The organism is Chelativorans salis (assembly GCF_025336525.1).
Taxonomy (GTDB): domain Bacteria; phylum Pseudomonadota; class Alphaproteobacteria; order Rhizobiales; family Rhizobiaceae; genus Chelativorans; species Chelativorans salis.
Map to the genome: position 1 here is coordinate 126,338 of NZ_JAOCZP010000011.1, position 25,337 is coordinate 151,674.

The following is a 25,337-nucleotide window of genomic DNA, read 5'->3' on the forward strand; positions in this document are numbered from 1 at the left end:
CAGCCGAACCTGCTAGAAGGCGGCATGGTCAGAAAAAACGATGCAGGGGAAGGGAGTTCGAGCTTTCTGGAGATGCGAAGCCGCATCGTGGCGCGGTATCCCGAGCTCAGTCCCCAATTTCAGTCGATCGCACAATTCGCGCTCAGCAATCCGGAGGCCATGGCCACGGAAACGGTGGTCCAGCTTGCTGGGCGAGTGGGTGCGCCACCATCCAGCCTTGTGCGCTTCGCCCAGTCACTCGGCTACACGGGCTTCGCCGAGATGAAGCGAGGCTTCAGGGATCACCTCGTCTTTCTGGTGAAGACGAAGAACGATTCGCAAGGTGCGCCACAAGGGGAAGGGCCGGCAGATGCGCTACGCCGTCTCGCCCTTGAGGCGCAGCGGGATATCGAGGTGCTCAACCGCGATTTCGACGCGACCGCTTTCGAGCGCGCCGTCAATAGCTTGGCCGGAGTCACCTCAATTTTCGTCACCGCACAGCACCTGTCTTACCCGTTTGCCAGCCTGTTTGCTTGGAGCCTCCTGGAGAAGGGTCAGGAATGCATTCTCCTCGACAATGTTGGGGGGTTCGCCCTGCGTCAGTCGCAGCTTGCTGGGCCAAAGGATGCGACCGTCTCCATCAGTTTCAGCCCTTACCAACCGTCAGTGGTTGAGGAAGCGCGCGCTCATCGCGCCCGCGGCGGTACCGTCATCGCCATTACGGACACGCCTCTGAGCCCCCTCGCCCCGCATGCGAACGAAGTCCTGATCGTGCCTGGGATGGCGGTGGGCAGCACAGGCTCGCTTGCCGGCGCGCTGTGTCTGATCAGGTCGCTGGCGAGCGCTGTTGCCGCAATCAGGGGCGGCAATGCCGGAGACAGCGACCGTAGAGGCCGCAAACGCAGGCCCAATGGAGGAGAACGAAGAAATGGCTGAGACGGACAGGACACTCGATCGTAAGCTCGTGCACATCCGGTCTGGGGCGTATCGGGGAAGCGACTTCATCATCGCTGACGCGAAGGATGGAGATATGGGCGGCGGTGCGAGTGTCGCCGGGCCGGAGGTCGATGAAGCCGGCCGGCCCACCGGATTAATGAAGCCGATTGCCGCCTATCGCAGCGCCATGAAAGCCATGGTCGCTTCCGGGCTGATCGACATCATGCTGATGTCGCTCTCCTCGGCCGAAGCGCTCATCGTGGAGAATGCGTTTGCCGACACTGACGTCACCCCAGCCGTTCGCCTGAACGACACGACCGATATCTGGGGCTTTCGCGGCGGCGCTTATCGAAAGCATGCCGCGAAGCCCTTCCGCACTGCACGCATCGATCGCGCGAGGCAGCTCTGCGACCTCGGCCTCTACGCCGTCACCTTCTACAACGATCTGGAGCGAGACGTCGCGGCGCTCGAAGCCTATGCCACCTTTCGTGACGAAGCTGGTGCGCAAGGGATGCGCCATTTCCTTGAGGTCTTCAATCCCGCGTTCAGCATCGATACAGGCGATGCCGAACTCGGTGCCTATGTCAACGACGCCATCGCCCGGTGCCTTGCCGGCGTCGCCTCTGCTGACCGGCCGCTTTTCCTCAAAATGCAGTACAACGGCGCCCGCGCGATGGAGGAGCTCGCTGCCTTCGATCCCGGTAACCTGATCATCGGCATACTGGGCGGAAGCGCGGGCACTACACGCGACACGATGGAACTCGTCGGCCAAGCGGAGCGGCACGGTGCGCGCGTCGCGCTCTTCGGGCGCAAGATCTATTTCGCTGAGGATTCCGTCGAGATCGTGCGCTCCATGCGCCGCGTGGTCGAAGGCGAAGCCGCGCCAGTCGAGGCCGTCAAAGTCTACCACGATCATCTGCAAAAAAGGGGCATCCGGCCGGTGCGCACGCTGGAGGACGATCTGGCGGTCACGGATCCGGTACTCAAGGCGGAGGCGGTGTGATGGGAGGCCGAAGCGGCATCGTCACCGGCGGAACATGGTGCGCCGATCACAACAAGATCGTGGAGCACTGGCCGGGCGAGGACGAGGTGGTCGAGATACTTACGGAGGAGGTACGCGGCGGCGGATCCGGGTGCAATCTTGCCATCGACCTGAAGCGGCTCGACCCGGACTTCCCCGTTTCCACCATCGGGCTTGTCGGCGACGACGGGGATGGCGGGCTGCTACTTGCCGAAGCGCGGGATGCGGGCATCGAATGCTCGCGCCTCAAGGTTGTCCCTGGTGCCCGCACGAACTACACGGATGCCTTTACCTCGAAACGCTCAGGGCGGCGGACGCATCTGTTCCATGCCGGCACCAGCGCGCTGCTTACCCCCGATCACTTCGACTTCTCGGGCATTGAAGCCCGCCTCCTCCATCTTGGCCTGCCGGGCATTCATGAGCAGCTCGATGCGCCATGGAGTGGGGAAGCGAACGGCTGGGTGAGCGTTTTGCGGAAGGCGCGCGCCGCCGGGATCAAAACCAATCTGGAACTCTGTTCGATACCTGCTGAGAGGCTCGCCGGGCTTGTCCGTCCTTGCTTGCCGTACCTCGACTCGTTGATTGTAAACGACTTTGAGATCGCCGCCATCGCCGGCCAGGCCAAGGCGCATGATGGCGATACCGATATCGAAGCCTGCCTCGATGCCGCCCGGACGGTGCTCTCGCAAGGAGCGATGACCATGGTGGCCGTTCACTTCCCAAAGGGTGCCGTATTGGTGACGCGTGATGGCGATGAGCTGCGTCGCCCGTCGGTCGCGGTGCCCGTCGACGCCGTAGTCGGCGCCAACGGGGCGGGAGACGCTTTCGCCGCCGGCCTTCTCTATGCTCATCACGAAGATTGGCCGTTGGAGAAAGCACTGGTCCTCGCCCATGCGACCGCCGCTTCCTCGCTCAGGGGCGTGGGCACAACGGACGCCGTCGAAAGCTGGCGGGCGACGTTGGCTCTCGCGGACCGGTGGGGCTGGCGCGAACGGATTTAATAGGCTCGATTGAACCTCACGTTCGCGTATTTGTCGATGAGCTGAGCGTTGTCTGTTGCCTCCGCCGCCGAAAGCAGTGCAATTGGCTTGAGGCCTCCGCTGAGGTCAAAGGCGCTGGACATGCGGCGGCCGATGACATGAGCAACCTCGAACGGAAGTCCCGTTCGCGTTGCCGCCCAGCCGGCGATACCGCAGACGCTCGCGGCATAGATCGACCGTCGATCAGGGCGAGTATTTTGGACATAAGGTGGCGTCCCAGATGCCGGCCTTGCGACAGACCTCCGCTGCCGGCGGGCCTCATCGGCCTGACGCAGGATCATGGCGATCTGCGCCTGCGAGGACTTCTTCATGGAATTCTCCCTCTCCCAATCTTGGGGTCATAAACTGGAAATTCCAGCTCAGAACGGTCCGAAAATCGGGAAGCACGTCACTCTCCTGTCAATGCCTCCCGAGTGCCTGGTGGACATCTGTCGCGGAAGGCCCATCTATGATGCCCCTGTCGAAGGCATTGCTGGCTCCGACCTTGATGATCTCGCGAGAAATCGTTAGTTCCAACGCATCGTCGGATTGCGCGAGGTCCGGAAAGACAATCTGCGTGTGGCGGATCATGTCTGCGATTGAGATGGCTCTGTCGCCCTTCCGTTTTGCTATATAGATTTTCAGCCCAGCTTGCAGTCTCGGAGGGGATAACCTGGACGTTGGCGTTCCGGGAGAAAGGTACCACAATGAAGGTGCTGGTGACAGGCGCCAGCGGCCTTATCGGCTCAGCCGTCTGTGCCAGACTTTCTGCGGAAGGTCATGAGGTGATTGCCGCCGTGCGGCCTGGGAGCCGACCGCTGCCGATGGCCGCCCGTGAAGCTGTCGAAATCGATATGGCACGTGCCGGCGGTCCGGAGGCGTGGGCGCCGCATCTGGGCGGCGTCGACGCGGTGGTCAACTGCGCCGGCGTGTTTCAGGACAATCCGCGCGACAGTACCAGGGGTGTTCACGTCACCGGTGCCGAAGCCTTGTTCCGTGCCTGCGAGACGGCGGGTGTTCGACGTGTGATCCATTTTTCGGCGCTCGGGGTGGACCGCGAGCGGCCGACCGCCTTCTCGACCACAAAGCTGCAAGGCGACACCCTGCTCATGGAGCGGGACCTGGACTGGGTGATCCTGCGGCCTTCGGTGGTTCTTGGTCGATCCGCCTTCGGCGGCAGCGCCCTGATGCGTGGGCTTGCCGCCCTTCCGCTCATGCCGGTGATGCGGCACACGGGACAATTGCAGGTGGTGCAGCTTGACGACGTTGCCGCCACGATCGCTTTCTTCCTCCGTCCGTCGGCGCCCTCCAGACTGACGCTGGAGCTTGCAGGACCGGAGCGGCTGTCGATGAGTGAGGTGGTGGCCACCTACCGCAGGTGGCTCGGCTGGCAGCCAGCGCGGGGCCTCACCCTGCCCGACGCGCTGACCCACCTCCTTTATCGCCTGGGCGATTTCGCGGGCCGGCTCGGCTGGCGCCCAGCTATCCGCAGCACGGCTGAAAAGGAGATTGCGCTGGGCGCGGTGGGCGACCCGACGCACTGGACCGAGGTGACCGGGATCCGGCCGACCGCCCTCGCTGCGGCGTTGGAAAAGCAGCCGGCGGGCGTGCAGGAGCGCTGGTTCGCCAAGCTCTTTTTCTTGAAGCCGGTAATCTTCATCGTCCTCGCCGCCTTCTGGATCGTCACCGGCATCGTCTCGCTCACCGCCGGCTTCCGCGAAGGTGTCGATCTTCTCATGCGCACGGGCGCCGGCACGTTGTCCGCTCCGGGAGTCGTCGCCGGCGCGCTGGCAGACATCGCCATCGGTCTGGCCATCGCCTGGCGACAAACGGCGCGGCAGGGACTTTATGGCGCGATCGCGCTGTCCCTCCTCTACGCGGTCGCCAGCACGCTCCTCATGCCGTCATTGTGGGCGGATCCGCTCGGGCCGCTGGTGAAAATCGTGCCGATCTTTGTCCTGCACTTGGTGGCGCTCGCCATCCTGGATGAGCGCTGATGTTCTATCTCCTCCTCAAATACCTGCATATTGTCGGTGCAGCCGTGCTGTTCGGCACAGGCGCGGGTATCGCCTTCTTCATGCTCCTCGCTCACCGCACTGGCAATGCAGCGGTCATCGCCGCGGTGGCGCACATCGTTGTCATCGCCGATTTCCTGTTCACCGCGACTGCCGTCGTGGCGCAGCCGGTCACCGGGTTCGCCCTGGTCTGGTATCTGGGATATCCGCTGTGGGACGACTGGATCGTGCTGTCGATCCTGCTTTATCTCATCACCGGTGCCTTTTGGCTGCCCGTGGTGTGGATGCAGATGGAGATGCGCCGCCTTGCCACCGCCGCCGCTGAGCAAAATGCGCCGCTGCCGAAGCGTTACTATCGCCTTTTCCGCCTCTGGTTCGCTTTCGGCTTTCCCGCTTTCGCTGCGGTGCTCGGCATTTTCTGGCTGATGATCGCCCGGCCTATCGATATCTGGTAAGGGACAGGCGCCGGCCGGGCTAGGCGGCGAGGCGACGCGGCACTATCTGATGCACAAGGAGGCATGTCGGATGACCAAAGCACAAATCGTCGGCTGGGCGCATGCGCCCTTCGGAAAATCCGAGATGGAAGACACCGAGGCGCTGATCTCCTCCGTCGCCGCTCCTGCGCTCGACCATGCCGGTGTCGAGACGGGTGATGTGGACGGCATCTTCGTCGGTGTCATGAACAACGGCTTTTCCAAGCAGGATTTCCAGGGCTCGCTCGTCGCCATGGGCAACGAGGCGCTGGCCCATGTGCCGGCGGTGCGGCTGGAAAACGCATGCGCCACCGGCTCTGCCGCCATCTACACGGCGATGGATTTCATCGAATCGGGACGCGGTCGCATCGCTCTTGTGGTGGGCGCGGAGAAGATGACGGCGACCCCAACCGCCGAGGTAGGCGACATCCTACTGGGCGCCAGTTACCGGAAGGAGGAGGCAAACGTGGAAGGCGGCTTCGCCGGTCTCTTTGCCCGCATCGCCCAAAACTACTTTCAGCGCTATGGCGACCGCTCGGAAGAGCTCGCAATGATCGCGGCGAAGAACCATGCCAACGGCATGGCCAACCCCTATGCCCATATGCGCAAGGATTTCGGCTTCGACTTCTGCAACACGGTCTCGGAGAAGAACCCTTATGTCGCCGAGCCGCTTAGGCGCACCGACTGCTCGCTGATCTCCGACGGCGCGGCAGCCTTGGTGCTGGCTGACGCGGAGACGGCGGCAAGCCTGGAGCGGGCGATTGCCTTTCGCGCGCGCCGGCACGTGAACGACCTGCTTGCAATGAGCCGGCGCGACGTGACCGCCTTTGAGGGCGCACGGCGCGCTTGGGCCGGCGCACTCGAGGAGGCGAAGCTGTCGCTTGAGGAATTGTCGCTGGTCGAGACCCACGACTGCTTCACCATCGCCGAATTGATAGAATACGAGGCGATGGGCCTTGCCAAACCCGGCGAAGGCCACCGCGTGGTGCGTGAAGGGCTCACGCGGAAGGACGGCAGGCTACCGGTCAATCCTTCGGGCGGTCTCAAGGCCAAGGGTCACCCGATCGGTGCTACGGGCGTTTCCATGCACATCATGGCCGCCATGCAGCTCATGGGCGAGGCCGGTGACATGCAGATTCCTGGCGCGCGCCTTGCCGGCGTCTTCAATATGGGAGGTGCTGCGGTCGCCAACTACGTCTCGCTTCTGGAGCGGGCGAAGTAAGGGAATGTCCACCTAAGAACCCTTCCCCGGTCATTCTGCCGCTTCTTGAGCCACACGTGCTTGATTCTGCGTGCAAGCCGGAGACGAATCGCATTATTTTCCGATATATTACCACAGTACATTCACAATTTGGATGAGGTACCTCTCACGGAACATGAGGAGGCGATTTGCGCGCCAAGCGTGAGGATGTTGTGGCCGTCCTGATATCGCAACTGCTCGATTTGCCAACGGCAGGTGACGTCTGTCCGAATTCCGATTAACCTCCCGCGCCGCAGGCGCTTCAGGAGGAATGAATGAGCAAGGAACGGATCGGCTTTGTAGGCGTCGGGCTGATGGGCCATGGCATGGCCAAGAACATCGTCGAGAAAGGTTGGCCGCTGACCGTGCTAGGCCATCGCAACCGCAAGCCGGTGGAAGACCTGAAGAGCCGTGGTGCGGCAGAGGCGGAGAACGCCCGGGCACTGGCGGAGGCAAGCGATATCATTATCATCTGCGTCACCGGCAGCCCGCAGGTGGAGGAGATCGCCAAGGGGTCGCAGGGGCTCGCCTCGGCCGGTAAGCCGCTTCTCATCTGCGACTGCTCGACCTCGGATCCCTCCTCCACGGTAAAGCTCGCTGCCGAGCTTGCTGCACAGGATATCACGCTGATCGACGCCCCGCTCAGCCGCACGCCAAAGGATGCGGAAGAAGGCACGCTCGATGTGATGGTTGGCGGTGAAGCGGCGGTGGTCGACCGCGTCTGGCCGGTGCTCGAGGCCTTTGGCCAGCGTATCGTCAGGACCGGGCCGACCGGCAGCGGCCACACGATGAAGCTGCTCAACAACTTCCTCTCCATGGGCTATGCCGCTCTTTATTCCGAGGCCCTGGCGCTCGGCGCCAAAGCTGGTCTGACGCCGACCGTCTTCGATAGCGTCATCCGCGGCGGGCGCATGGATTGCGCCTTTTACCAGACCTTCTTCAAATGGGTGCTGGAGCGGGACCGGGAAGCCCACAAATTTGCGTTGAAGAACGGCCTCAAGGACATGTCCTATCTTGCCGCCTTTGCCAATGCGGCGGAGGTTTCCAATCCGCTCGGTGCGGCTGTGCGCAATTCCTTCGCGCTCGCGGTCGGCACGGGGCGCGGCGAGGATTATGTGCCGATGCTTTCCGATATCGTGGCGGAGCTGAACGGGGTCAGCCTGACCAAGAAATAGAAAGCGCATGTGCTACGGATATACTACCGGCGAGCGGCAGCCGACCAACGAGGCTTGCTCCGCTGTCGAAGGTGGGCGAATGACGGGAGGTGACGGATGGCCGTGAATGGGGGGAAGCTAGATGAGGCTGCGCGTGCCGCCTGGCTCTACTACGTCGCCGGCAACACGCAGGACCAGATCGCCGCCAAGCTCGGCGTCTCGCGCCAATCCGCCCAGCGGCTCGTCTCGCTTGCCGTCTCCGAGGGGCTGGTGAAGGTTCATATCGACTATCCAATCGCCCATTGCCTCGACCTTTCGAAGGCGCTGCGTGAAGCCTACGGCCTCTCCTTCTGCGAGGTCGTGCCGACGGACCCGGACTCGCGCTCGACCACGCTCGGCATCGCTCAGGCCACGGCGGCGGAGATCGAGCGTTGGTTGAAAAGGCAGGAGCCGCTCATCATGGCCATCGGCACGGGGCGCACACTGCGCGCGGCGGTGGAACAGCTTAGCACGATGGAGTGCCCGCAGCACCGCATCGTCTCGCTTACCGGCAACATTGCGCCGGACGGCTCCGCGGCCTACTACAACGTGGTCTTCACCATGGCTGACAAGGTGAAGGCGCGCTTCTTCCCCATGCCGCTTCCGGTCATTGCCTCCTCGAAGGAGGAGCGCGAAGCGCTCCACGCACAGCCGATGATCCGCAGCACCTTGGCTCTGGCTGACGAGGCGGCGGTGAGCTTCGTCGGCATCGGCGAACTGGACGGCGACGATGCGCCGCTCTACGTCGACGGCTTCATTACACTGGAAGAGCTTCGCACGCTACGGGCGGCCGGCGCGGTCACCGAGATCGTCGGCTGGACCTTCGATGCCGACGGCCGACTGATCGAGGGAATGACGAACGAACGCGTGGCGAGCGCACCGCTCCCCAGCAGCGCGTCCTCCCTCGTCATCGCCTCGGCCATGGGCAGGCGCAAGTTGCCCGGCATCCGTATTGCGCTGAAGGGCAAAATCGTCAACGGCCTGGTTACCGACGAGGCGACCGCCGAAGCTCTGCTCGCATAACGCCCTGCTACCGGCGCCGAAATCCGAGACCTCCCTGCATATTCCGTATCGTATCAGCGTATCCTGTCAGCATGTTACGCTTGAAACTTCCCATACCGGGTTATCCCATCGCGGCTTTTTCTACCGAGTTCGGTGGCAAAAAGGTAACAAGATGTTCTGGGCATGTTCCGGGGCATCGGTTCAAGGCCGCGTTCATCGAGAACGGCCGTGATCCCATCATACATGCCTATTATTCGCTTTGCGTTGGCAAATGCCCGCAGGTGTCACCGGGGCATCGGGTGTCGTAGTGCGAATGATAAATCCGCTCGGCGAACTCCGCAGCCTGGTCACTGCTGACGGCCCGTTGTCGCCGGCTCGCCGTGCAAGCGACGAGCCGCATCCCCGATCTGGAGCGAGCAGCCACACTCGCTCAGGAACTTACTCTTCTTGTGCCAGCGGTCGAGCTTGCCGAGACCCCTTCCACCTGATCTTCGCAACTGTCTTGACGCTGACCGTGATGAGCGGCACCACAGCCACGAGGGTCGCTATTTTTGGCGACACGCGCGGCAACAAGGGCCATCGTAGGTTGGTCGAGGTTCTTTCGCAGATGGCACTTCTGGGGGCTGGCGCCATCACCGCGCTTCTGAGCCGCAGCGCTGGTTAGGAGAAGCCCGCTCTTCCAAACCCGTTCATCACGCCAGACCCGTCGACGCGAATCCTCCCGCAGTGAGGCAGGAGGGCTTCACGCGGCGGCTGGCGCGACTAGAACGAGAAATAAATGCTGACTCCCGATCGAGGGCGGTAATAATGGGGATAGTGGTCGCGGTAGCTGTAATAGCGATGCGGATAGCAGTATCCGTAATAATCGCAGTGTTGCCTCGCGTACCGCTTTTTCCAGTGGCTGCGCGCCCAACCGCGGGGATAATGTTTGCGTCGCCAATCCCGACCGTGGACTTTTTCGACAGCGTTGCCTTGGACTTGTGCGGGTTTCGGCACAAAGAGCGGCGCAGCGTTCGCCGGCAACGCGAAAGACGCGGCGAGGATTGTGGCACCAACGGCTGACAAGAGCTTTTTCATCACGGACTCCTCCGCACAGGAACACGCCGGGATGACCTCCATTGCGCATCCTTGCACGCATGGCTCTCTTCTATTGGCTATTACTTTACGCCACCGAAGCTGAACCGCCGCTGAACAGTGGCCGTCGCCTGTTAAGCCGGGCACTGAAATGCACACCGCCAGCTACGCCGCTTCCGCCAGCACCCTCTCGCGTATCGGGGCCGGCGCAGGATTTCGGCCGATAGTGTCTCAGATCGAATTTCGGCTACGACGACGCGACCTTCAGAATGCATCGCGGACGCGAGAGTGATCAATCTGTCCGGCGCTCCGAGGGATGTTTGGGATAGGACCAGCCACTATTTGCGGCATTTATCCGGCTGCGATCCCAACGACAGCGACCACCACGGTCAGACCGAAAATCGAGCCAAGCAGCCATCTCGCTTGATGAACGGATTTATCCATATCTCCCTCCGTTCTGGGATCCCTTCGGTGCGGCAACGTCCCGGTGCGGCACCTTGTTCCGTGATCGCATTCGTGAGGGTTTGGTGGCCCACTGCGCGTTGGGGATCGCACAGCGGGCCGGTTCCCCGTCCCTGGGAACTGTCTAGTATGGTGAAATGTCGGTTAATTGCAATGCAGTCGCCAGGTGGACCTGATGGTTGCGTCTAGGATCGGGCCGCCGCGCCTGGTCTCGTGCAGCGGACCGCCGGTCAGATCGCTAAGGCGGCGGTTTTAGTACTCTCTCGCCGCCACCGCCACATAAAACCCACCTGCTGGAACCTTCCAGCCCTTCGCCAGTTCGGCGTGCGTGGATCGCTTCCCGCCACACAGGCAGACCGGCCAACCTCACGAACTTATCCTTGCGCAAGCGCGCCGGCCTGGCGATCTTCAAAGGGACGCCAAAAGTCTTGATTTCCTCCTGCGCCGGCGCTGCCCCAAAAAAACGCTAGCCGTGATCGCCGTTGCCGAGCTGACCGGAGCTATTGTTGCCCCAAGCGTAGATATTATTGCCCCACGCGTAGTGTTCCTTCGCTGCATCGAACGGCACCAGGACGGCGGCGGCCTTTCCGTCGCGAGTGATGACGACCGGCTCGCCCTGCTCAGCGGTGTCGATCAACGCAGACAAGTCGGCCTGAGCTTTCTGGATATCGGCATCTTTCATGTCACAAGCTCCTCGTTGAACGACGCAACCTACTGGAGGAGGCCGCCGCCAGTGCGACTAGCCGAGAGTTTTCCCAGAAGCCCACAGAAAACGGTAAACCGAACGTTATCGATAAAGGGAACACTGTCTAAAACGCCGGATGCTCGGCTCCTCAGGAAACATCAATAGGCGGCGCGCTGGCGACCACCGCCATTTCACGCCGGTGATTTTTGGATGAGTTGCCCGAGATTATCAGGGCGTACCGGCCCAAAAGGGGAAGGGGCTGCCGTGTGCAAGGTGTTTAGACGCGGTTCCCATGGCGGAATTCCCTTGGCATCGGCCACTGGCTCATACTTGTTGAAATAGGAGCGCTGCCAGCGTTCGTGGATCGGCTGCATCGTGTGCGCCGTCTCAGAATAGTCGCTGGCGAGCTTGTAGCCGAGATCATTCAGCGGAGTGTGGCGCCGGCTCGCCTCGTTCAGCACGGCCTCAAGGCCTTCGACCTGGCCCTGAGATAAGGACGTGCCGAACACTCCGCTCTCGCGGCGCCTCTCCGCCGCGTCGAAACGCGAACGGTTCATCGTCTTTTCCTCAGTGGAATTTCAAGCCAGAACGCCATGGCTCATCGCCGCGCCCTTGACGCCGCGCAGTCGATGGTCTTTCCTTTTGGATTGCGCTAGGGACTGGGGGAAGAACCGTATGCGCCGAGCGGCAATTGCGTTCTGGTACGCAGTCCTTGTTCTAATCTTGCTCGGGGGCGTTAGCCTACCGTTCATTGCGCTCACACTCTAGACGAGCAGGATTGGCGTCCCGATCCCTTCCGGTTCAAAGTCCGGTATAGGAACCACCAGCAGCGACGCGCGTTTGAGTGCACTTGATCAATCAGGAGCAATCAGATGTTGCGCGGCTTACTTCTTTGGCTTCTCGGTGTACCGCTAGTCGTAATCGTTCTGCTCTATATCTTTGTGTTCTAGGGAAAGCAGATTCTGACGCGCCCACCGGCTCCGTGCATGGAAAGTGGTCCCGGGCAGCTGGATGGGGGGCGGAAACGCCGCAGCCTGGTAATCGTTAGGCGTGCGTAGCTCACCTCTCCCACTGGCAGGCCGACTCCCCCTCTGTTCCTTCACCGCAACCGGCCTGCCGATCTTCAAAGAACCGGGATACCGATCACCACCAGGCCCCGCCCGTGCTACCATGCAATCGGTGGCGGGCGGCGATCCTATTGGTCTCACGCGGAATTATTGCGTCGTTGGGAGGAGCTTCGCATGTGCGGTCGCGTCTTCGTCAGAACGACCTTGGACGAGTTGATACGCAATTTCGCCTGGGCGCAGGCGGCGGGCGGTATCGAAGGGCTCGCGAACGACTATCCGCGCTGGAACGGGGCGCCGGGGAAGTATTACCCGCTAATCATCCAGGAGCCAGATCGCGCCGGGCCGGTTTTCATGCGAGCCTCCTGGGGCTTCACCCCTTCATGGGCGAATGGGCCCAATCTTGGCGGCCGGCGTCCGCCCATCAACGCCAGAGCCGAAACGGTGGCCACCAGCGGCATGTTCAAGCATGCCTATAGAAGGCGGCGTGCACTCATGCCGATCGACGGCTTCTTTGAATGGTGGGACGTGCAGGGCACGGGCAAGAACAAGCAGCCCTACGCCGTGGCCATGAAGACGGACGAGCCGTTCTGTATCGCTGCGATCTGGGAGGAATGGAAGAATCGTCAGACCGATGGGGTCATTCGCACGTTCGCTGTCGTCACCTGCGAAGCAAACGAGCTGATGGCGACGATCCATCCCCGCATGCCGGTGATCATCGCGCCGGAAGACTACCGCCGCTGGCTCGCGTTCGAACAGGACGACCCGCACGACCTGCTGAAGCAATTCCCGTCCGAGAAAATGAAGATGTGGCCTATCGGCCGCGGGGTCGGCAACACCCGCAACAATACGCCGGACGTGCTGGACCCAATCGAGGTCGCTCGGTCGGATGAACCGGAGCCGCCGGAGCCTGGGACGTTGCTATGAGCAACGATCCGTCGAGCCACCGACCCGGCATGCGCCGTCTGACCCTTCACCTCCACTATTGCGAGCACGATGGTTGCACCGAGTGGGGAACCTTCGGCTACGCCCGTGGTAAGGACCAGCCATCGAAGTGGTATTGCCGTGAGCACAAGAGCGACGGCGAGCACTGGATCGGCAAGTCGTAGGAGGTGAGATGCCGAGGCTGACATCTGAAGAAGATGCTGCAATCTACGCGGAGCTGAAGCCGCAACTCGCCGAGATCAGGAAGGTTGTGAAGCGCGTTAACGGGGAGCTGACGACTCTTTCCGACATCGGCCAGGTCGCTGCCGTGGTCGACATCACGCTCGATTTCATCCTGCGCTACATGCCGGATGAGAAGAAAGCCCTCGCCCTGTCGGAGCACCTGCGCTCGCAAGTCGATATCGGCATTAAGAAGGTCTATTCTCAGCATCAGCCGCCTGACGCAAAGCAGTAGAGAGGAGTTGGAGGGAGGCTCGCCGCCATGGCCAAGCGCAAGTTCGAGGAAGGTAGCAAGATCACGATCAAGGTCGAAGCCGAATCCGTTTGGCCAGACGGCAGGTTCACCTTCTATCTTGGGGGCCACAGCGCGCCGATCACCATTCCGGGAGATTCACCACAGATCATGAAGGTCGAGGCGCCCAAGAGGACGAAGGTGGCAAGAGACGTCCGGGATTGAGCGACGAGACCGGCAAGCGATGGAGCGATGCCGGCAGCGGCACGCGTGAATGCTGGCTGGAGGCAGCCCAGGAGTTCCACGACATCATCGAAGCGCCGTCCTGGCGGACGCATCTGCAGGCTGGCACCATCCACTGAAACCCAGACACAAGAGATGAACGACCTGGAAAGAGAAGCCTTGTGGCGACCGGCGTGCAGATCGGCGAGCTAACAGACAAAAAAACGGCACGACGGTCAGCATCCTGGCCTTCCTTCCAGACCATTGGGGCGCGATGTGATGCAGCGGTGCATGTGTCCATTACATGCGCGCGTCTTCAACGTTGATGCGTCGGTACCGTGCTTCGATGAAGGAGTAGAGCGCGAAGGCGATCAGGCCGAGTCCCATCAGGGACAGCAGCAACCAACCCAAAGGTAGCGATTGGATGAACTCCAACGCCGCCTTGGAGCTTGCCTGATCGCCGCCACGGAAAGTCCGGGTCAAGAGAAGGAACGCGAGTATCAGAAAGACTAGGCCTCGCGCGACCAAGCCGGTCTTGGCTACCGGATGAATGATTTTCATCGCACCCGCGTCCGCCTTCAGATATCGAGCGTACCGCTCCTGCACTGCCTTGATGATATGCGCCATCCCGGCGCCTGCGAGCGCCAGGGCCAGAATGGCGGAGACCCATCGCGCGCCAACAAAGGCAGCCAGCGTCGCGGCCCAACCGCCGCCGCTGCTTCCGCCTCCGCCCGCAAGCGACAAAGTGTAGGAAGCAAGCGCCGCATAGACGAGGCCGCTCACGAGGAGGCCTCCCCGAATAGCAATTCCCTTGGGGTCGGTGCCGTGGTTGTCCGTATCGAATCCGGCCTGGATCAGTCGCCAGAGGGCGTAGAAGGCAAAGCCCGCCACCAGCGCATACGCAAGAACGCTGCCAGCCACGCTCGACAACAGCACGAGCAACGCATCCCGGGAGCCCATCGCCTCGCCGGCACCAATTGCAGCGAGCGCCGCAAAGACCCCGATCACGCCATAGATCAGACCTCGAGCCGCATAGCCTGCGCGGGCAAGCGGTCGGAACGACGTCCAGATCTCATTCGCCACGTACATCTCCTCTGGGGGTGGATGAATGCGCGACGGGGAATATACGTTCCGCTGCGGATGAGGAGCTGCAACGACCTGTAGGCTTTTAGAAGGGTGGTGATGTCACGAAGCCGCACCCCGTCATCGAAGGACTTAAGACAGGCACTGCCACACCCAAAAGAGATATCCGGCCCGTCACCAGTCCAGCCTCACATCCCATTCGCCCCTGATTTGCCCGGCTGCCAGTCTTGTGAGACTATCAGGCCGGGTTCTGGAGGGTTGCCATGGGCAGGGGTGCTCAGCCTTGGGGAAGGAAGCCGAGACCGCCAAGTTGGACCTGGCGATTGCCCATCGTCGCGTTCTTCGGCGCAGGCGCGGCTATCTATGTCGCCAGCGCGGGCTTGCCGGCAATGACGCTTCCAAACGCGCTCAATCCGGCCTGCAACATCAAGGGCAATGTCAGCATCAACAGTGGGCAGCGGATTTACCACTTGCCGGGTGACAAGTTTTACTCTGAAACCATCATCCGCCCGGAGTACGGTGAACGCTGGTTTTGCTCAGAACAAGAAGCGCGGGCGGCGGGATGGCGAAGGGCTATACGATAATACCGCAACCCCTATTTCCAAGGCGCGTCCGGCGCTACAACGGCAGGAAGCAACTCCTCATCGCGTAACCCGCGTTGATGGAGCACAATCAGGTCTGACGCGATCATCTCCGCTGGCTTACTGAGAGGATCAATGTTGGCTTGGCGCTTTCAACCTTGTTTGATGAGCTATTGGCACGGCCCGCGATCGACTGGTCTCATCGGAATGAGCTTTCGGATCAGCCTGGTGTGTACGTGTTCTACAACCCAGAAGGCGCGCCGGTTTACGTTGGGCGCACCCGAAACGATCGATCACTGAAATCCCGCGTTTCATTTCAATTCAGCGGCGGAAACGAGAATGATCCAGGCACATTGGCGAAAAACAAGGCTCGCTTGGATGGAATGCCGTTCGCTGATGCTGTGACTGAAATCCAGTCTCACACAGTTCGCGCTTTAGCCGTACTGGATCGGCGGCAGCGCTTTCTCCTAGAGTGTCTCGTGACCGCTTACCTGCAACCGACGTATGGCGTCGGATAAGGCGGCTGAGCCAGCGAACTGTGTGCGTCGCGTCGACCACCGTGCTTGCCAGACATGTTTATATCCTGGATCATTCTTCAGTCGCTGAGGGTTCAGAATGGCGATGTCTCTCTTTCTTGTAGTGACACTGATTGTCGTTGTCGCTGCCGGCATCAGCCTGCTCATGGTGCCGGCATCGGTGATCTTCCTGAGCTGGCGCACAGTGCTTTGGGTGCGAAATCCTGACGAGAGGGATTGGTTGAGCTATTCGATCAAGATCGGAAGTGTCGCGCTCGCCTCAGCAATTGCAGTATTGGTCCTCTCCGTTCTATTTCTTGATTTTGCGTGGTGGGATGCGCCCTAGCGAGCAGGATGGACGCTGCTTGTCGGTGAGCGCCATCTTCCGGCAGCATTCGAGCCATGCCTAAGGCCCTCCCGCAATTGACCCGATTACCACCATCGTGAGGTCGTCGAGATCAATGTCGCCGTTGACGTGGATCTTGTGGCCATCCTGCGCGACTTTGAGGTCGTTCGGCCTGAGCTGCGCCTGGCGCTTGAGCTCATCTACGATCGCTTCCTTTACCTTTTGTTCCAGCATGCCGGCCTCCAGGTTGCGTGATGGTCTGCTTGAAACCGTGACTGCCGAACGTTGTTCCCAGGAAAAGCCCGCCGGAATCGCAGGGGAATTAACTGCCCTTCCTTCCGCTTCCTGACCTCGCGCTGCCGGCACTGCTTGTCGGTTGGCGCCATGGTTAAAATCCGCGTAGTGTTTGATTAAAACGCGCCACGATACGCTGCGCGAATGCCTAGACCCCAAAGCACAATAGCCTGCCTGCTGCGGATCGTGCTGCTTCTGTCACCATCCGCTGCTGCGGTCATTATTTTCATGTGGCTCGTTCATTTGGACGAGCGCCGAGAGGTCGATGGTTCGCTCAACGAGGCGTCGGTCTGGTGGCGTTAAGGCGGCCCTTGAGACGGGCCATGGTGCCCAGTCGCGAATTCACACGACTCCTGAATCGCGGCAGTACCTAAAAAGGCGTATCCGTCGCCATGTTGGCCGCCGTCCCCCCGTATGACATATTCATTGTCGAGCACCGACCAGGGGGACCGGCATGCTAAACGATCTATGGGTAATGGAGTGGTCGGGCGCCATCTGGATCACTATTGGCGTCGCTACGCTGTTCCTGTTTCTGGGCTGGGCTAACAGCAATTAGCGTCGTCCTCCGAACTATTTAAGGGTCGGCCCCGCCACCCTTCCAATAGCTTCGACAAGCCGCTCCTCGTCGAACCTGAGTTCAATGCGAAAGAACCAGGTCTCTTCGGGGTTTACCCAAGCCTCCACTCTACTATCGGGATCACGCTCGACCTACATTCGCACGTCATGCCGGGCATGCAGGCGGACGCCGCGGAACAGGTTGACGCTGCGATTAGGAGCGCGGTAAAGCCGAAGGCGTGAAAGCCATTCGGTAGCAAAATGGTAGCAGACGCCCTATTGGGAGGCCTTGCAGAAACCAGAAAAGCTACCGAAATCAAGGCTTGGAGGGATGGCCGAGCGGTTTAAGGCACCGGTGCCGAAAACCGGTTCCGTCCCCTTAAAGAAGGCCCGCCGGGGACGGGCCTTCGTTGCAGAGAGGGTATTTCAGCGCCTCAGTCCTGGACGTCCGGAACCGGCTCGTCGCTCTGATCTGAGGGCTCGAACAGTTCCGTACCCGCATCACCGTCGCCAATAGCGCCGGTCGTGAAGGATTCGGCAGGCACCATCCCGGTGGGGCACTCGGTCTGGACGACGTCGGGGGTCGGTTCGTCGCCCTGGTCGGACGGCTCAAACGCCCCAGTACCGGGCTGAATCTCGACACAATCGCCGGCCGCCATGGTTTGGCCATCGGGAAGAAGCCGCCATACGCGGAACTCGTCGTTCTGAGCAAAGCCCGGAACGGCGCCCAGCAGTATCAGCGCAGAAGTTGCCATCAGAAGTTTGCGCATAATCTTTCCTTTCAGCCAACATTTCCTCGGTCGCACCAACGAATAAGTGAACCCTTCGTTCCAATCGGCGGCCACATTTGCTGCGCGTGGAGATTGCTGCGCCGCAGCATCAAATGTGGCTTGACGTCATTTCGTGAATGTGAGTAATTGCCCATAGGTTTAGCAATTGCTCAAATCATCGGGAGGAATTCATGAGACTCAAAGCACTGCTCCTCGGAGCCAGCTTTCTCACCGCGTCGGGCTTTGCCGCCCAGGCCGAGACGCTCACCATCGCCACAGTCAACAACGGCGACATGATCCGCATGCAGAAGCTGACGGACGACTTCAAGGCGAAGAACCCGGACATCGATCTGGAATGGGTGACGCTTGAGGAAAACGTTCTGCGCCAGCGGGTGACGACGGACATCGCCACCAAGGGCGGCCAGTACGACGTCCTGACCATAGGCACCTATGAGGTGCCGATCTGGGCCAAGCAGGACTGGTTGCTGCCGCTGGAAAACCTCGGCGAGAACTATGACATCGACGATCTCCTGCCGCCGATCCGCGCCGGCCTGTCCTACGAGGACAAGCTCTACGCCGCGCCCTTCTACGGTGAGAGCTCCATGGTGATGTACCGCACCGACCTCTTCGAGGAGGCGGGGCTTGAGATGCCGGAGGCGCCGACTTGGGAGTTCGTCGCCGATGCGGCGCGTAAGATCACCGATAAGGAGAATGAAATCTACGGCATCTGCCTGCGCGGCAAGGCGGGCTGGGGCGAGAACATGGCATTCCTGACGGCCACTGCCAACTCCTTCGGCGCCCGCTGGTTCGACATGGAGTGGCAGCCGCAGTTCGATCAGCCGGAGTGGAAGGAGACGCTCGACTTCTACGTCAACCTGATGAACGACGCCGGCCCGCCCGGAGCCTCCTCCAACGGCTTCAACGAAAACCTGGCGCTGTTCCAGTCCGGCAAATGCGGCATGTGGATCGACGCCACGGTGGCCGCCTCATTCGTCACCAATCCCGATGAATCCACCGTGGCCGACAAGGTCGGCTTCGCGCTGGCGCCGGACAACGGCCTCGGCAAGCGTGGCAACTGGTTGTGGGCCTGGTCGCTCGCCATCCCTGCTGGCACACAGAAGGCGGAGGCGGCGGAAAAGTTCATCGCCTGGGCGACCAGCAAGGACTATCTCGAACTTGTCGCCGAGAAGGAAGGCTGGGCGAACGTGCCTCCCGGCACGCGCACCTCGCTCTACGAAAACCCGAAGTATCTTGAGGCCGCACCCTTTGCCAAGATGACGATCGACTCGATCAACACGGCCGACCCGAACAACCCGACGGTCGATCCGGTGCCCTATGTGGGCGTTCAGTTCGTGGCGATCCCGGAATTCCAGGGTCTCGGCACGGCGGTGGGACAGCAGTTTTCAGCAGCCCTTGCCGGCCAGGTAACGGTCGATCAGGCGCTCCAGAGCGCCCAGCAGCTCACCCAGCGTGAGATGATGAAGAGCGGCTACATCAAATAGCCTCCCTCCTCCCTGGGCCGCCTTCGGTAGTGCGGGGCGGCCCCTTTTCACCCTTCCCGGAGAGCACGATGGCCACGTTGCACACCCAGTCGACCGCGCGCCTGATGATGGCGCCTGCCGTCGTGCTTCTGCTCATGTGGATGCTCGTGCCGCTCGGCATGACGCTGTGGTTCTCCTTCCTGCGCTACAACCTTCTGATGCCGGGCATGGAGGAATGGACCGGCTTCGACAATTACTACTACTTCCTCACCGACCCCGCCTTCAGCACAGCACTCGTCAACACACTGCTGCTGGTCGGCGGCGTGCTCCTGATCTCGGTCGGCGGCGGGATTGCGCTTGCCCTCCTTCTCGACCAGCCCTTCTTCGGACAGGGCATCGTGCGGCTTCTCGTCATCGCGCCCTTCTTTGTCATGCCGACCGTTTCCGCGCTGGTGTGGAAGAACATGTTCATGAACCCCGTCTACGGGCTGTTCGCGTGGGTGGCGAAGTTCTTCGGGCTTCAGCCCGTCGACTGGCTGGCCGAAGTGCCGCTCTTCTCCATCGTCCTCATCGTCGCCTGGCAGTGGCTGCCCTTTGCGACGCTGATCCTTCTAACGGCGCTGCAATCGCTGGACGAGGAGCAGAGGGAAGCGGCGGAGATGGACGGGGCCGGTCCGGTCTCGCGCTTCATCTACATCGTGCTGCCGCACCTTTCGCGCGCCATCACCGTCGTCATCCTCATCGAGACCATCTTCCTGCTCTCCGTCTTCGCCGAAATCCTCGTGACGACCAATGGCGGACCGGGGCTACAAAGTACCAATCTCACCTATCTCGTCTATGCGCAGGCCTTGCTTCAGTTCGATGTCGGCGCGGCATCGGCGGGCGGCATCGTGGCGGTAATCCTCGCCAACATCGTCGCCATCTTCCTGATGCGCATCATCGGCAAGAACCTGGACGCGTGAGGAAACCCAATGGCACGAGCGATCTCCCCGCGCAGGAAATGGACGATCACCGTCGTCGCATGGCTGTTGGGCCTCGCCCTGTTCTTCCCGATCCTGTGGACGGTGCTGACCAGCTTCAAGACCGAGGGCGAGGCTATCGCCTCGCCGCCCTCCCTCATCGCCTTCGACTGGACGCTCGCCAACTATTTCGAGGTCCAGGCGCGCTCCAACTATTTCAAGTATGTCGGCAACTCGATCGTCATCGCGCTGGGCTCGACGCTCATCGGCCTTCTGATCGCCATTCCGGCCGCCTGGGCCATGGCCTTCTCGCCGACCAAACGCACCAAGGACGTGCTGATGTGGATGCTGTCCACGAAGATGCTGCCGCCTGTGGGCGTCCTGGTTCCGATCTATCTCATCTTCCGCGACACCGGCCTTCTCGACAGCCGCACCGGGCTCATTGGCGTGCTCACGATGATCAACCTGCCGATCATCGTGTGGATGCTCTACACCTATTTCCGCGAGATCCCCGGCGAGATCCTCGAGGCCGCACGTATGGACGGCGCCTCGCTTGCCAAGGAGATCGTCTACGTGCTGACGCCGATGGCGCTGCCCGGCATCGCCTCGACCATGCTCCTGAACATCATCCTGGCGTGGAACGAAGCTTTCTGGACGCTCAATCTCACCGCTTCGAATGCCGCGCCGCTGACCGCCTTCATCGCCGCCTATTCGAGCCCGGAGGGGTTGTTCTGGGCCAAGCTGTCGGCCGCCTCGACGCTGGCCATCGCGCCGATCCTTATCATGGGCTGGTTCTCGCAGCGCCAGCTCATCCGCGGCCTGACCTTCGGCGCGGTTAAATAAAGGCTGGGGGAGAAGATGGGAAAAATAACGCTCGATAAAGTCTCGAAATCCTTCGGCCAGACCAGTGTCATTCCGCAGATCGACCTGACGATCGAGGATGGCGAGTTCGTCGTCTTCGTCGGCCCCTCCGGCTGCGGCAAGTCCACGCTTCTGCGCCTCATCGCCGGGTTGGAGGACACCACCAGGGGCACAATCAGCATCGACGGCCAGGACGTGACCGGAGCGCCGCCTGCCAAGCGCGGCCTTTCCATGGTTTTCCAATCCTACGCGCTCTACCCGCACATGAGCGTGCGGCAGAACATCGCCTTTCCGCTCAAAATGGCGAACGAGGACAAGGCGGTGATCGCCAAAAAGGTGGAGGAGGCCGCGCGCATCCTCAACCTGACCGACTATCTGGAGCGCCGCCCCGGCCAGCTTTCCGGTGGCCAGCGCCAGCGCGTTGCCATCGGCCGGGCCATCGTGCGCCAGCCCAAGGCTTTTCTCTTCGACGAGCCGCTGTCAAACCTCGATGCGGCGCTGCGTGGCACCATGCGGCTGGAGATCAGCGAACTGCACCAGAGCCTCGGCACCACCATGGTCTACGTCACCCACGATCAGGTGGAGGCGATGACCATGGCCGACAAGATCGTCGTCCTGCAGGCGGGCCGCGTCGAGCAGGTGGGCTCGCCGCTGGAGCTTTACCGCAGCCCGCGGAATCTTTTCGTCGCCGGTTTCATCGGTGCACCAAAGATGAACCTGATCGACGGTACGGGGGCGAGGAAGCACAACGCCGCCACCATTGGCATCCGCCCCGAGCACATTCGGCTTTCCTCCGATGGTGGAGAATGGACGGGTAAGGTCGGCGTGACCGAACATCTGGGCGCCGACACGCTGCTGCACGTTGCGGTCGACGGCGTCGGCCAGGTGACCGTGCGCGCCGATGGCGAATATCAGGTGCGCTCCGGCGACACGGTGCGACTTACGCCGGACCCCGACAAGCTCCATCGTTTCAACGCTGACGGGGAAACATTCTGATGGGCAGGCTCGAAGGCAAGACCGCCATCATCACGGGTGCAGCGCGCGGCATCGGCCGCGCCTTCGCCGCGCGCTATGCCGAAGAAGGCGCGCGGGTTGCCATTGCGGACATCAACGTGGAAGCGGCGGAGGAAGCGGCCGCCGAGATCGGCGGCGGGGCGATTGCCGTGCATCTCGACGTTACCGATCAGGCCTCGATCGACGCGGCGGTGCGGGAGGCGCAGGAGCGGCTCGGCGGCATCGACATCCTCGTCAACAATGCAGCACTCTTCGATCTCGCCCCCATCGTTGAGATCACCCGTGAGAGCTATGAGCGCCTGTTCTCAATCAATGTCGCGGGAACGCTGTTCATGATGCAGGCCGTCGCCCGCTCGATGATCGCGCGCGGGAAAGGCGGCAAGATCATCAACATGGCGAGCCAGGCCGGCCGGCGCGGCGAGCCGCTGGTCGCCGTCTACTGTGCGACCAAGGCGGCCGTCATCAGCCTCACCCAGTCCGCCGGCCTCGATCTCATCAAGCACCGCATCAATGTCAACGCCATCGCGCCAGGCGTGGTCGACGGAGAACACTGGGACGGCGTCGACGCGCTCTTCGCCAAATACGAAAACCGCCCGCTCGGGGAGAAGAAGCGGCTGGTGGGCGAAGCCGTCCCCTATGGCCGCATGGGCCGGCCGGAGGACCTGACGGGCATGGCGGTGTTCCTGGCCTCCGAAGAGGCCGAGTACATCGTCGCCCAGACCTACAACGTCGACGGCGGCAACTGGATGAGCTGAGGCTTTCGCGCCTTGAACAAAAGAGCCGGGAATGGGACAGACACAATGACTACGAGGCTTCGTGCCGACGCGCTGGACACCATTGCATCCCGCGCCGCCGTGCCGGTCTACGACCGCAGGGGGCTCTCCGCCGGCATCGTTCATTTCGGCGTCGGCAATTTTCATCGCGCGCACCAGGCCGTCTACCTGGACGATCTGTTCAACAAGGGCCGCGACCACGACTGGGCGATCGTCGGCGCCGGCGTCCTGCCCGCCGATGGCGCGATGCGCGGGCGGCTTGCCGAACAGGATTTTCTCACGACTGTTGTCGAGCAGGAGGCCGACCGAAGCACAGCGCGCGTGACCGGCGCCATGATCGACTATCTTCGCACCGAAGACAGGACGGCGATCATCGACCGGCTGGCAGACCCGGCAGTGCGCATCGTCTCGCTCACCATCACCGAAGGTGGCTATTTCATCGACCCGGCCTCCGGCGCCTTCGACCCCGAACATCCTGATATCGTCGCCGACGGCACAGCACCCGATGCCCCGCGCACTGTCTTCGGCCTGATTGCAGCAGGATTGAAGAGGCGAAAGGCCGAAGGCACCCTCCCCTTCACCGTCATGTCCTGCGACAACATCCCCCATAACGGCACTGTTACCCGCAGCGCGCTTACCGGCCTTGCCGAACTCTCCGATCCCGGCCTCGCGGCATGGATCGGGGAAGCTGTTGCTTTCCCCAATGGCATGGTCGACCGCATCACACCGGCGACCGGCGACCGCGAGCGGCAAATCTGTGCCGAGGAATATGGCATAGAGGACGCCTGCCCTGTCTTCTGCGAAGGCTTCAAGCAGTGGGTGCTGGAAGACGACTTTCCGGCCGGGCGGCCGGCGCTGGAAGAAGCAGGCGTGCAGTTCGTGCCCGACGTCACGCCCTACGAGCACATGAAGATCCGCATCCTCAACGGCGGCCATGCGATGATCGGCTATCCTGCCGGCCTCATGGATATCCACTTCGTGCACGAGGCGATGGAGCATCCGCTGATCCGTGCCTTCCTGCAGAAGGTCGAAGAGGAGGAGATCATTCCGATTGTGCCGCCAGTGCCCGATACCGACCTCGGCGACTATTACCGGCTGATCGATGCACGCTTCGCCAACCCCAAGATCGGCGATACCGTGCGCCGGCTGTGCCTCGACGGCTCAAACCGGCAGCCGAAATTCATCGTCCCTTCCATCCATGATCGGCTGAAGCGCGGCGGGGGGATCACCGGCCTGGCGCTGGAATCGGCGTTGTGGTGCCGCTATTGCTTCGGCACCACGGAGAACGGTAAGGAGATTGCGCCCAACGATCCCGCCTGGGACCGACTGCGGGCGCAGGCGCTGAAGGCTAGGGACGACCCCCTCGCCTGGCTGGAGATGGAGGACATCTATGGAGGTGTGGCGCAAGCGGATGTCTTCCGAAAAGCCTTTGCCGGAGCCCTTGCCGCCCTTTGGCGGGATGGTACGGAAAAGGTGCTCGCCTGCTATCTGGAAGACCGCCTCTAGGCTCTGCGTATGAGGAGCGATCGCCTCGTCATCTTCGACTGCGACGGCGTTTTGGTCGACAGCGAGCCTATCTCCATCGCCGTTCTGCTGGAGGTCATCACCGCGGCCGGCGCCACGATTGAGCCTTCAGTCGCCTATCGCCGCTTCCTCGGCCGCTCGATGGCGAGCATCGCCAAGGCAGTGGAGGACGAGTGCGGCCTCGCCATGACAGACGGACACCTGGAGGAGATGCGTGCGCGTCTCTACGAGCGCTTCCGCCAGGAGCTCAAGCCTATTCCCGGCCTCGTGGAAACGCTTGCCGGACTGCACCCCCCCCACTGCGTTGCCTCCTCCAGCCAGCCCGAGCGCATCCGGCTCTCCCTGGGCGTCACGGGCCTGCTCTCGCATTTCGAGCCGCACATTTTTAGCGCCACGATGGTGGCGAACGGTAAGCCGGCGCCGGATCTTTTCCTCCATGCGGCAACCATGATGGGCGTGGAGCCGGCCAAATGCGTGGTCATCGAGGACAGCCCCGCCGGCATCGAGGCGGCGCGACGCGCCGGCATGCAGGTGATGGCCTTCGCCGGCGGCTCGCATGCCGCCCCCGCCGGCCTCAAGGCCGCATTCGAGACGCTGGGGCCTGACAGTATCTTCCACGACATGCGCGAGCTGCCTGCCCTGCTGGCCAGGATAGACAAACAGCTGCAGGTTCCCGATAAGACGCCGCCGACTTGACGGTGGTATCGCAAACCGTGAAAAAGCAGCAAGGTTCGTGCCTAAACCACTATCCATCATATTCTCGCCGCGCGAGGGAGACAAAGCGGCAAGGATAGCTATTG

The 25,337-nt window shown here is 61.9% G+C and carries 31 protein-coding genes; 24 read left to right on the plus strand and 7 right to left on the minus strand.

All coding sequences use genetic code 11. From position 1 onward, the window contains the following. The first annotated feature begins 24 nt into the window (after positions 1-24). Genes N5A92_RS24425 through N5A92_RS24435 form a run of 3 tightly spaced genes read left to right on the plus strand, consistent with a single transcriptional unit; the run spans position 25 to position 2,937 of the window. On the plus strand, positions 25-915 hold the full coding sequence (locus tag N5A92_RS24425; RefSeq protein ID WP_260906988.1) for a MurR/RpiR family transcriptional regulator: 891 nt from the start codon (positions 25-27) through the stop codon (positions 913-915). Further along, entirely contained in the window at positions 908-1,918 is a 1,011-nt protein-coding gene (locus N5A92_RS24430; protein WP_260906989.1) for a hypothetical protein, read from the plus strand. Before N5A92_RS24425 ends, N5A92_RS24430 begins: the two co-directional genes overlap by 8 nt. After that, positions 1,918-2,937 (plus strand): carbohydrate kinase family protein, encoded by a 1,020-nt coding sequence (locus N5A92_RS24435; RefSeq protein WP_260906990.1) that lies wholly within the window; start codon positions 1,918-1,920, stop codon positions 2,935-2,937. Before N5A92_RS24430 ends, N5A92_RS24435 begins: the two co-directional genes overlap by 1 nt. Here N5A92_RS24435 and N5A92_RS24440 read toward each other — a convergent pair. After that, entirely contained in the window at positions 2,934-3,287 is a 354-nt protein-coding gene (locus tag N5A92_RS24440) for a hypothetical protein (protein WP_260906991.1), read from the minus strand. The two genes, N5A92_RS24435 and N5A92_RS24440, sit on opposite strands and share 4 nt — an antisense overlap. A gap of 375 nt (positions 3,288-3,662) precedes the next feature. Between N5A92_RS24440 and N5A92_RS24445 the strand changes: the two genes are divergently transcribed. The 6 genes from N5A92_RS24445 to N5A92_RS24470 all read left to right on the plus strand — a co-directional run bounded on the left by N5A92_RS24445 (position 3,663) and on the right by N5A92_RS24470 (position 9,542). Beyond that, positions 3,663-4,952 (plus strand): SDR family oxidoreductase, encoded by a 1,290-nt coding sequence (locus tag N5A92_RS24445; protein WP_260906992.1) that lies wholly within the window; start codon positions 3,663-3,665, stop codon positions 4,950-4,952. Further along, positions 4,952-5,425, plus strand: coding sequence for a DUF2269 family protein (locus N5A92_RS24450; protein WP_260906993.1), 474 nt, complete (start codon positions 4,952-4,954; stop codon positions 5,423-5,425). The genes N5A92_RS24445 and N5A92_RS24450 overlap by 1 nt, the downstream gene beginning before the upstream one ends. A gap of 70 nt (positions 5,426-5,495) precedes the next feature. Then, on the plus strand, positions 5,496-6,665 hold the full coding sequence (locus tag N5A92_RS24455) for an acetyl-CoA acetyltransferase (protein WP_260906994.1): 1,170 nt from the start codon (positions 5,496-5,498) through the stop codon (positions 6,663-6,665). Positions 6,666-6,958: 293 nt separating this feature from the next. Continuing rightward, on the plus strand, positions 6,959-7,858 hold the full coding sequence (locus N5A92_RS24460; RefSeq protein WP_260906995.1) for an NAD(P)-dependent oxidoreductase: 900 nt from the start codon (positions 6,959-6,961) through the stop codon (positions 7,856-7,858). 96 nt (positions 7,859-7,954) lie between these two features. Continuing rightward, a complete protein-coding gene (locus N5A92_RS24465) occupies positions 7,955-8,899 on the plus strand; it encodes a sugar-binding transcriptional regulator (protein ID WP_260906996.1) in 945 nt (314 codons plus the stop codon). Positions 8,900-9,395: 496 nt separating this feature from the next. Further along, positions 9,396-9,542 carry a hypothetical protein gene (locus tag N5A92_RS24470; protein ID WP_260906997.1) on the plus strand — a complete coding sequence of 49 codons (147 nt, stop codon included), beginning with the start codon at positions 9,396-9,398 and terminating at the stop codon, positions 9,540-9,542. 98 nt (positions 9,543-9,640) lie between these two features. Here N5A92_RS24470 and N5A92_RS24475 read toward each other — a convergent pair whose 3' ends face one another. From N5A92_RS24475 to N5A92_RS24485, 3 genes are all read right to left on the minus strand, one after another. Next, entirely contained in the window at positions 9,641-9,955 is a 315-nt protein-coding gene (locus N5A92_RS24475) for a hypothetical protein (RefSeq protein WP_260906999.1), read from the minus strand. Positions 9,956-10,880: 925 nt separating this feature from the next. Further along, complete coding sequence (locus N5A92_RS24480; protein WP_260907001.1) at positions 10,881-11,096, minus strand: type II toxin-antitoxin system prevent-host-death family antitoxin; 216 nt, start codon at positions 11,094-11,096, stop codon at positions 10,881-10,883. Positions 11,097-11,290: 194 nt separating this feature from the next. Beyond that, a complete protein-coding gene (locus tag N5A92_RS24485) occupies positions 11,291-11,656 on the minus strand; it encodes a hypothetical protein (protein WP_260907003.1) in 366 nt (121 codons plus the stop codon). 684 nt (positions 11,657-12,340) lie between these two features. Here N5A92_RS24485 and N5A92_RS24490 point away from each other — a divergent pair. From N5A92_RS24490 to N5A92_RS24510, 5 genes are read left to right on the plus strand one after another with little or no spacing between them, the layout of a single operon-like run. Next, on the plus strand, positions 12,341-13,090 hold the full coding sequence (locus N5A92_RS24490; RefSeq protein WP_260907005.1) for an SOS response-associated peptidase: 750 nt from the start codon (positions 12,341-12,343) through the stop codon (positions 13,088-13,090). 29 nt (positions 13,091-13,119) lie between these two features. Next, on the plus strand, positions 13,120-13,272 hold the full coding sequence (locus tag N5A92_RS24495; protein ID WP_260907007.1) for a hypothetical protein: 153 nt from the start codon (positions 13,120-13,122) through the stop codon (positions 13,270-13,272). An 8-nt stretch (positions 13,273-13,280) separates the two neighbouring features. Then, entirely contained in the window at positions 13,281-13,562 is a 282-nt protein-coding gene (locus tag N5A92_RS24500) for a hypothetical protein (RefSeq protein WP_260907009.1), read from the plus strand. A gap of 27 nt (positions 13,563-13,589) precedes the next feature. Next, entirely contained in the window at positions 13,590-13,784 is a 195-nt protein-coding gene (locus tag N5A92_RS24505; protein WP_260907011.1) for a hypothetical protein, read from the plus strand. Further along, the gene (locus tag N5A92_RS24510) at positions 13,781-13,921 is read left to right on the plus strand and encodes a hypothetical protein (RefSeq protein WP_260907013.1); all 141 of its coding nucleotides are present in this window, start codon (positions 13,781-13,783) and stop codon (positions 13,919-13,921) included. The genes N5A92_RS24505 and N5A92_RS24510 overlap by 4 nt, the downstream gene beginning before the upstream one ends. Positions 13,922-14,081: 160 nt before the next feature. Here the strand turns inward: N5A92_RS24510 and N5A92_RS24515 are convergent, their stop codons facing one another. Beyond that, positions 14,082-14,864: a DUF1206 domain-containing protein gene (locus tag N5A92_RS24515; RefSeq protein ID WP_260907015.1), complete on the minus strand. Its 783-nt coding sequence runs from the start codon at positions 14,862-14,864 to the stop codon at positions 14,082-14,084. Positions 14,865-15,187: 323 nt separating this feature from the next. On the opposite strand from N5A92_RS24515, the gene N5A92_RS24520 reads away from it, so the two are divergent. From N5A92_RS24520 to N5A92_RS24530, 3 genes are all read left to right on the plus strand, one after another. Continuing rightward, positions 15,188-15,448: a sunset domain-containing protein gene (locus N5A92_RS24520; RefSeq protein ID WP_260907017.1), complete on the plus strand. Its 261-nt coding sequence runs from the start codon at positions 15,188-15,190 to the stop codon at positions 15,446-15,448. 140 nt (positions 15,449-15,588) lie between these two features. Then, a complete protein-coding gene (locus N5A92_RS24525; protein ID WP_260907019.1) occupies positions 15,589-15,963 on the plus strand; it encodes a GIY-YIG nuclease family protein in 375 nt (124 codons plus the stop codon). Positions 15,964-16,060: 97 nt separating this feature from the next. Next, on the plus strand, positions 16,061-16,306 hold the full coding sequence (locus tag N5A92_RS24530) for a hypothetical protein (RefSeq protein ID WP_260907021.1): 246 nt from the start codon (positions 16,061-16,063) through the stop codon (positions 16,304-16,306). Between the two features lie 60 nt (positions 16,307-16,366). On the opposite strand, the gene N5A92_RS24535 is transcribed toward N5A92_RS24530, so the two are convergent. Beyond that, positions 16,367-16,540 (minus strand): hypothetical protein, encoded by a 174-nt coding sequence (locus N5A92_RS24535; RefSeq protein ID WP_260907023.1) that lies wholly within the window; start codon positions 16,538-16,540, stop codon positions 16,367-16,369. Between the two features lie 1,049 nt (positions 16,541-17,589). Next, positions 17,590-17,925 carry a hypothetical protein gene (locus N5A92_RS24540; protein WP_260907025.1) on the minus strand — a complete coding sequence of 112 codons (336 nt, stop codon included), beginning with the start codon at positions 17,923-17,925 and terminating at the stop codon, positions 17,590-17,592. A gap of 191 nt (positions 17,926-18,116) precedes the next feature. Here N5A92_RS24540 and N5A92_RS24545 point away from each other — a divergent pair, with 191 nt between their 5' ends. From N5A92_RS24545 to N5A92_RS24575, 7 genes are all read left to right on the plus strand, one after another. After that, a complete protein-coding gene (locus N5A92_RS24545; RefSeq protein WP_260907027.1) occupies positions 18,117-19,427 on the plus strand; it encodes an ABC transporter substrate-binding protein in 1,311 nt (436 codons plus the stop codon). 68 nt (positions 19,428-19,495) lie between these two features. Next, a complete protein-coding gene (locus N5A92_RS24550) occupies positions 19,496-20,368 on the plus strand; it encodes a carbohydrate ABC transporter permease (RefSeq protein WP_260907029.1) in 873 nt (290 codons plus the stop codon). A gap of 9 nt (positions 20,369-20,377) precedes the next feature. Beyond that, positions 20,378-21,208, plus strand: a complete 831-nt coding sequence (locus N5A92_RS24555) for a carbohydrate ABC transporter permease (RefSeq protein ID WP_260907031.1) — start codon at positions 20,378-20,380, stop codon at positions 21,206-21,208. A gap of 15 nt (positions 21,209-21,223) precedes the next feature. Further along, complete coding sequence (locus N5A92_RS24560; protein WP_260907032.1) at positions 21,224-22,222, plus strand: ABC transporter ATP-binding protein; 999 nt, start codon at positions 21,224-21,226, stop codon at positions 22,220-22,222. Next, positions 22,222-22,995: an L-iditol 2-dehydrogenase gene (locus tag N5A92_RS24565; RefSeq protein WP_260907033.1), complete on the plus strand. Its 774-nt coding sequence runs from the start codon at positions 22,222-22,224 to the stop codon at positions 22,993-22,995. Before N5A92_RS24560 ends, N5A92_RS24565 begins: the two co-directional genes overlap by 1 nt. Before the next feature lie 45 nt (positions 22,996-23,040). Next, the gene (locus tag N5A92_RS24570; protein ID WP_260907036.1) at positions 23,041-24,519 is read left to right on the plus strand and encodes a mannitol dehydrogenase family protein; all 1,479 of its coding nucleotides are present in this window, start codon (positions 23,041-23,043) and stop codon (positions 24,517-24,519) included. Positions 24,520-24,528: 9 nt separating this feature from the next. Further along, complete coding sequence (locus tag N5A92_RS24575) at positions 24,529-25,233, plus strand: HAD family hydrolase (protein WP_260907038.1); 705 nt, start codon at positions 24,529-24,531, stop codon at positions 25,231-25,233. Positions 25,234-25,337 lie beyond the last annotated feature (104 nt).

What these genes read in the sequence shown, in the direction of transcription:
- N5A92_RS24540 (WP_260907025.1), bottom strand. Translation starts at nt 17,925, where the DNA reads ATGCGCAAACTTCTGATGGCAACTTCTGCGCTGATACTGCTGGGCGCC.
- N5A92_RS24565 (WP_260907033.1), top strand. Translation starts at nt 22,222, where the DNA reads ATGGGCAGGCTCGAAGGCAAGACCGCCATCATCACGGGTGCAGCGCGC.
- N5A92_RS24445 (WP_260906992.1), top strand. Translation starts at nt 3,663, where the DNA reads ATGAAGGTGCTGGTGACAGGCGCCAGCGGCCTTATCGGCTCAGCCGTC.
- N5A92_RS24425 (WP_260906988.1), top strand. Translation starts at nt 25, where the DNA reads ATGGTCAGAAAAAACGATGCAGGGGAAGGGAGTTCGAGCTTTCTGGAG.
- N5A92_RS24485 (WP_260907003.1), bottom strand. Translation starts at nt 11,656, where the DNA reads ATGAACCGTTCGCGTTTCGACGCGGCGGAGAGGCGCCGCGAGAGCGGA.
- N5A92_RS24450 (WP_260906993.1), top strand. Translation starts at nt 4,952, where the DNA reads ATGTTCTATCTCCTCCTCAAATACCTGCATATTGTCGGTGCAGCCGTG.
- N5A92_RS24575 (WP_260907038.1), top strand. Translation starts at nt 24,529, where the DNA reads ATGAGGAGCGATCGCCTCGTCATCTTCGACTGCGACGGCGTTTTGGTC.
- N5A92_RS24465 (WP_260906996.1), top strand. Translation starts at nt 7,955, where the DNA reads ATGGCCGTGAATGGGGGGAAGCTAGATGAGGCTGCGCGTGCCGCCTGG.
- N5A92_RS24475 (WP_260906999.1), bottom strand. Translation starts at nt 9,955, where the DNA reads ATGAAAAAGCTCTTGTCAGCCGTTGGTGCCACAATCCTCGCCGCGTCT.
- N5A92_RS24530 (WP_260907021.1), top strand. Translation starts at nt 16,061, where the DNA reads ATGGCGATGTCTCTCTTTCTTGTAGTGACACTGATTGTCGTTGTCGCT.
- N5A92_RS24545 (WP_260907027.1), top strand. Translation starts at nt 18,117, where the DNA reads ATGAGACTCAAAGCACTGCTCCTCGGAGCCAGCTTTCTCACCGCGTCG.
- N5A92_RS24495 (WP_260907007.1), top strand. Translation starts at nt 13,120, where the DNA reads ATGCGCCGTCTGACCCTTCACCTCCACTATTGCGAGCACGATGGTTGC.
- N5A92_RS24455 (WP_260906994.1), top strand. Translation starts at nt 5,496, where the DNA reads ATGACCAAAGCACAAATCGTCGGCTGGGCGCATGCGCCCTTCGGAAAA.
- N5A92_RS24505 (WP_260907011.1), top strand. Translation starts at nt 13,590, where the DNA reads ATGGCCAAGCGCAAGTTCGAGGAAGGTAGCAAGATCACGATCAAGGTC.
- N5A92_RS24470 (WP_260906997.1), top strand. Translation starts at nt 9,396, where the DNA reads ATGAGCGGCACCACAGCCACGAGGGTCGCTATTTTTGGCGACACGCGC.
- N5A92_RS24490 (WP_260907005.1), top strand. Translation starts at nt 12,341, where the DNA reads ATGTGCGGTCGCGTCTTCGTCAGAACGACCTTGGACGAGTTGATACGC.
- N5A92_RS24535 (WP_260907023.1), bottom strand. Translation starts at nt 16,540, where the DNA reads ATGCTGGAACAAAAGGTAAAGGAAGCGATCGTAGATGAGCTCAAGCGC.
- N5A92_RS24500 (WP_260907009.1), top strand. Translation starts at nt 13,281, where the DNA reads ATGCCGAGGCTGACATCTGAAGAAGATGCTGCAATCTACGCGGAGCTG.
- N5A92_RS24435 (WP_260906990.1), top strand. Translation starts at nt 1,918, where the DNA reads ATGGGAGGCCGAAGCGGCATCGTCACCGGCGGAACATGGTGCGCCGAT.
- N5A92_RS24430 (WP_260906989.1), top strand. Translation starts at nt 908, where the DNA reads ATGGCTGAGACGGACAGGACACTCGATCGTAAGCTCGTGCACATCCGG.
- N5A92_RS24555 (WP_260907031.1), top strand. Translation starts at nt 20,378, where the DNA reads ATGGCACGAGCGATCTCCCCGCGCAGGAAATGGACGATCACCGTCGTC.
- N5A92_RS24560 (WP_260907032.1), top strand. Translation starts at nt 21,224, where the DNA reads ATGGGAAAAATAACGCTCGATAAAGTCTCGAAATCCTTCGGCCAGACC.
- N5A92_RS24570 (WP_260907036.1), top strand. Translation starts at nt 23,041, where the DNA reads ATGACTACGAGGCTTCGTGCCGACGCGCTGGACACCATTGCATCCCGC.
- N5A92_RS24550 (WP_260907029.1), top strand. Translation starts at nt 19,496, where the DNA reads ATGGCCACGTTGCACACCCAGTCGACCGCGCGCCTGATGATGGCGCCT.
- N5A92_RS24480 (WP_260907001.1), bottom strand. Translation starts at nt 11,096, where the DNA reads ATGAAAGATGCCGATATCCAGAAAGCTCAGGCCGACTTGTCTGCGTTG.
- N5A92_RS24460 (WP_260906995.1), top strand. Translation starts at nt 6,959, where the DNA reads ATGAGCAAGGAACGGATCGGCTTTGTAGGCGTCGGGCTGATGGGCCAT.
- N5A92_RS24440 (WP_260906991.1), bottom strand. Translation starts at nt 3,287, where the DNA reads ATGAAGAAGTCCTCGCAGGCGCAGATCGCCATGATCCTGCGTCAGGCC.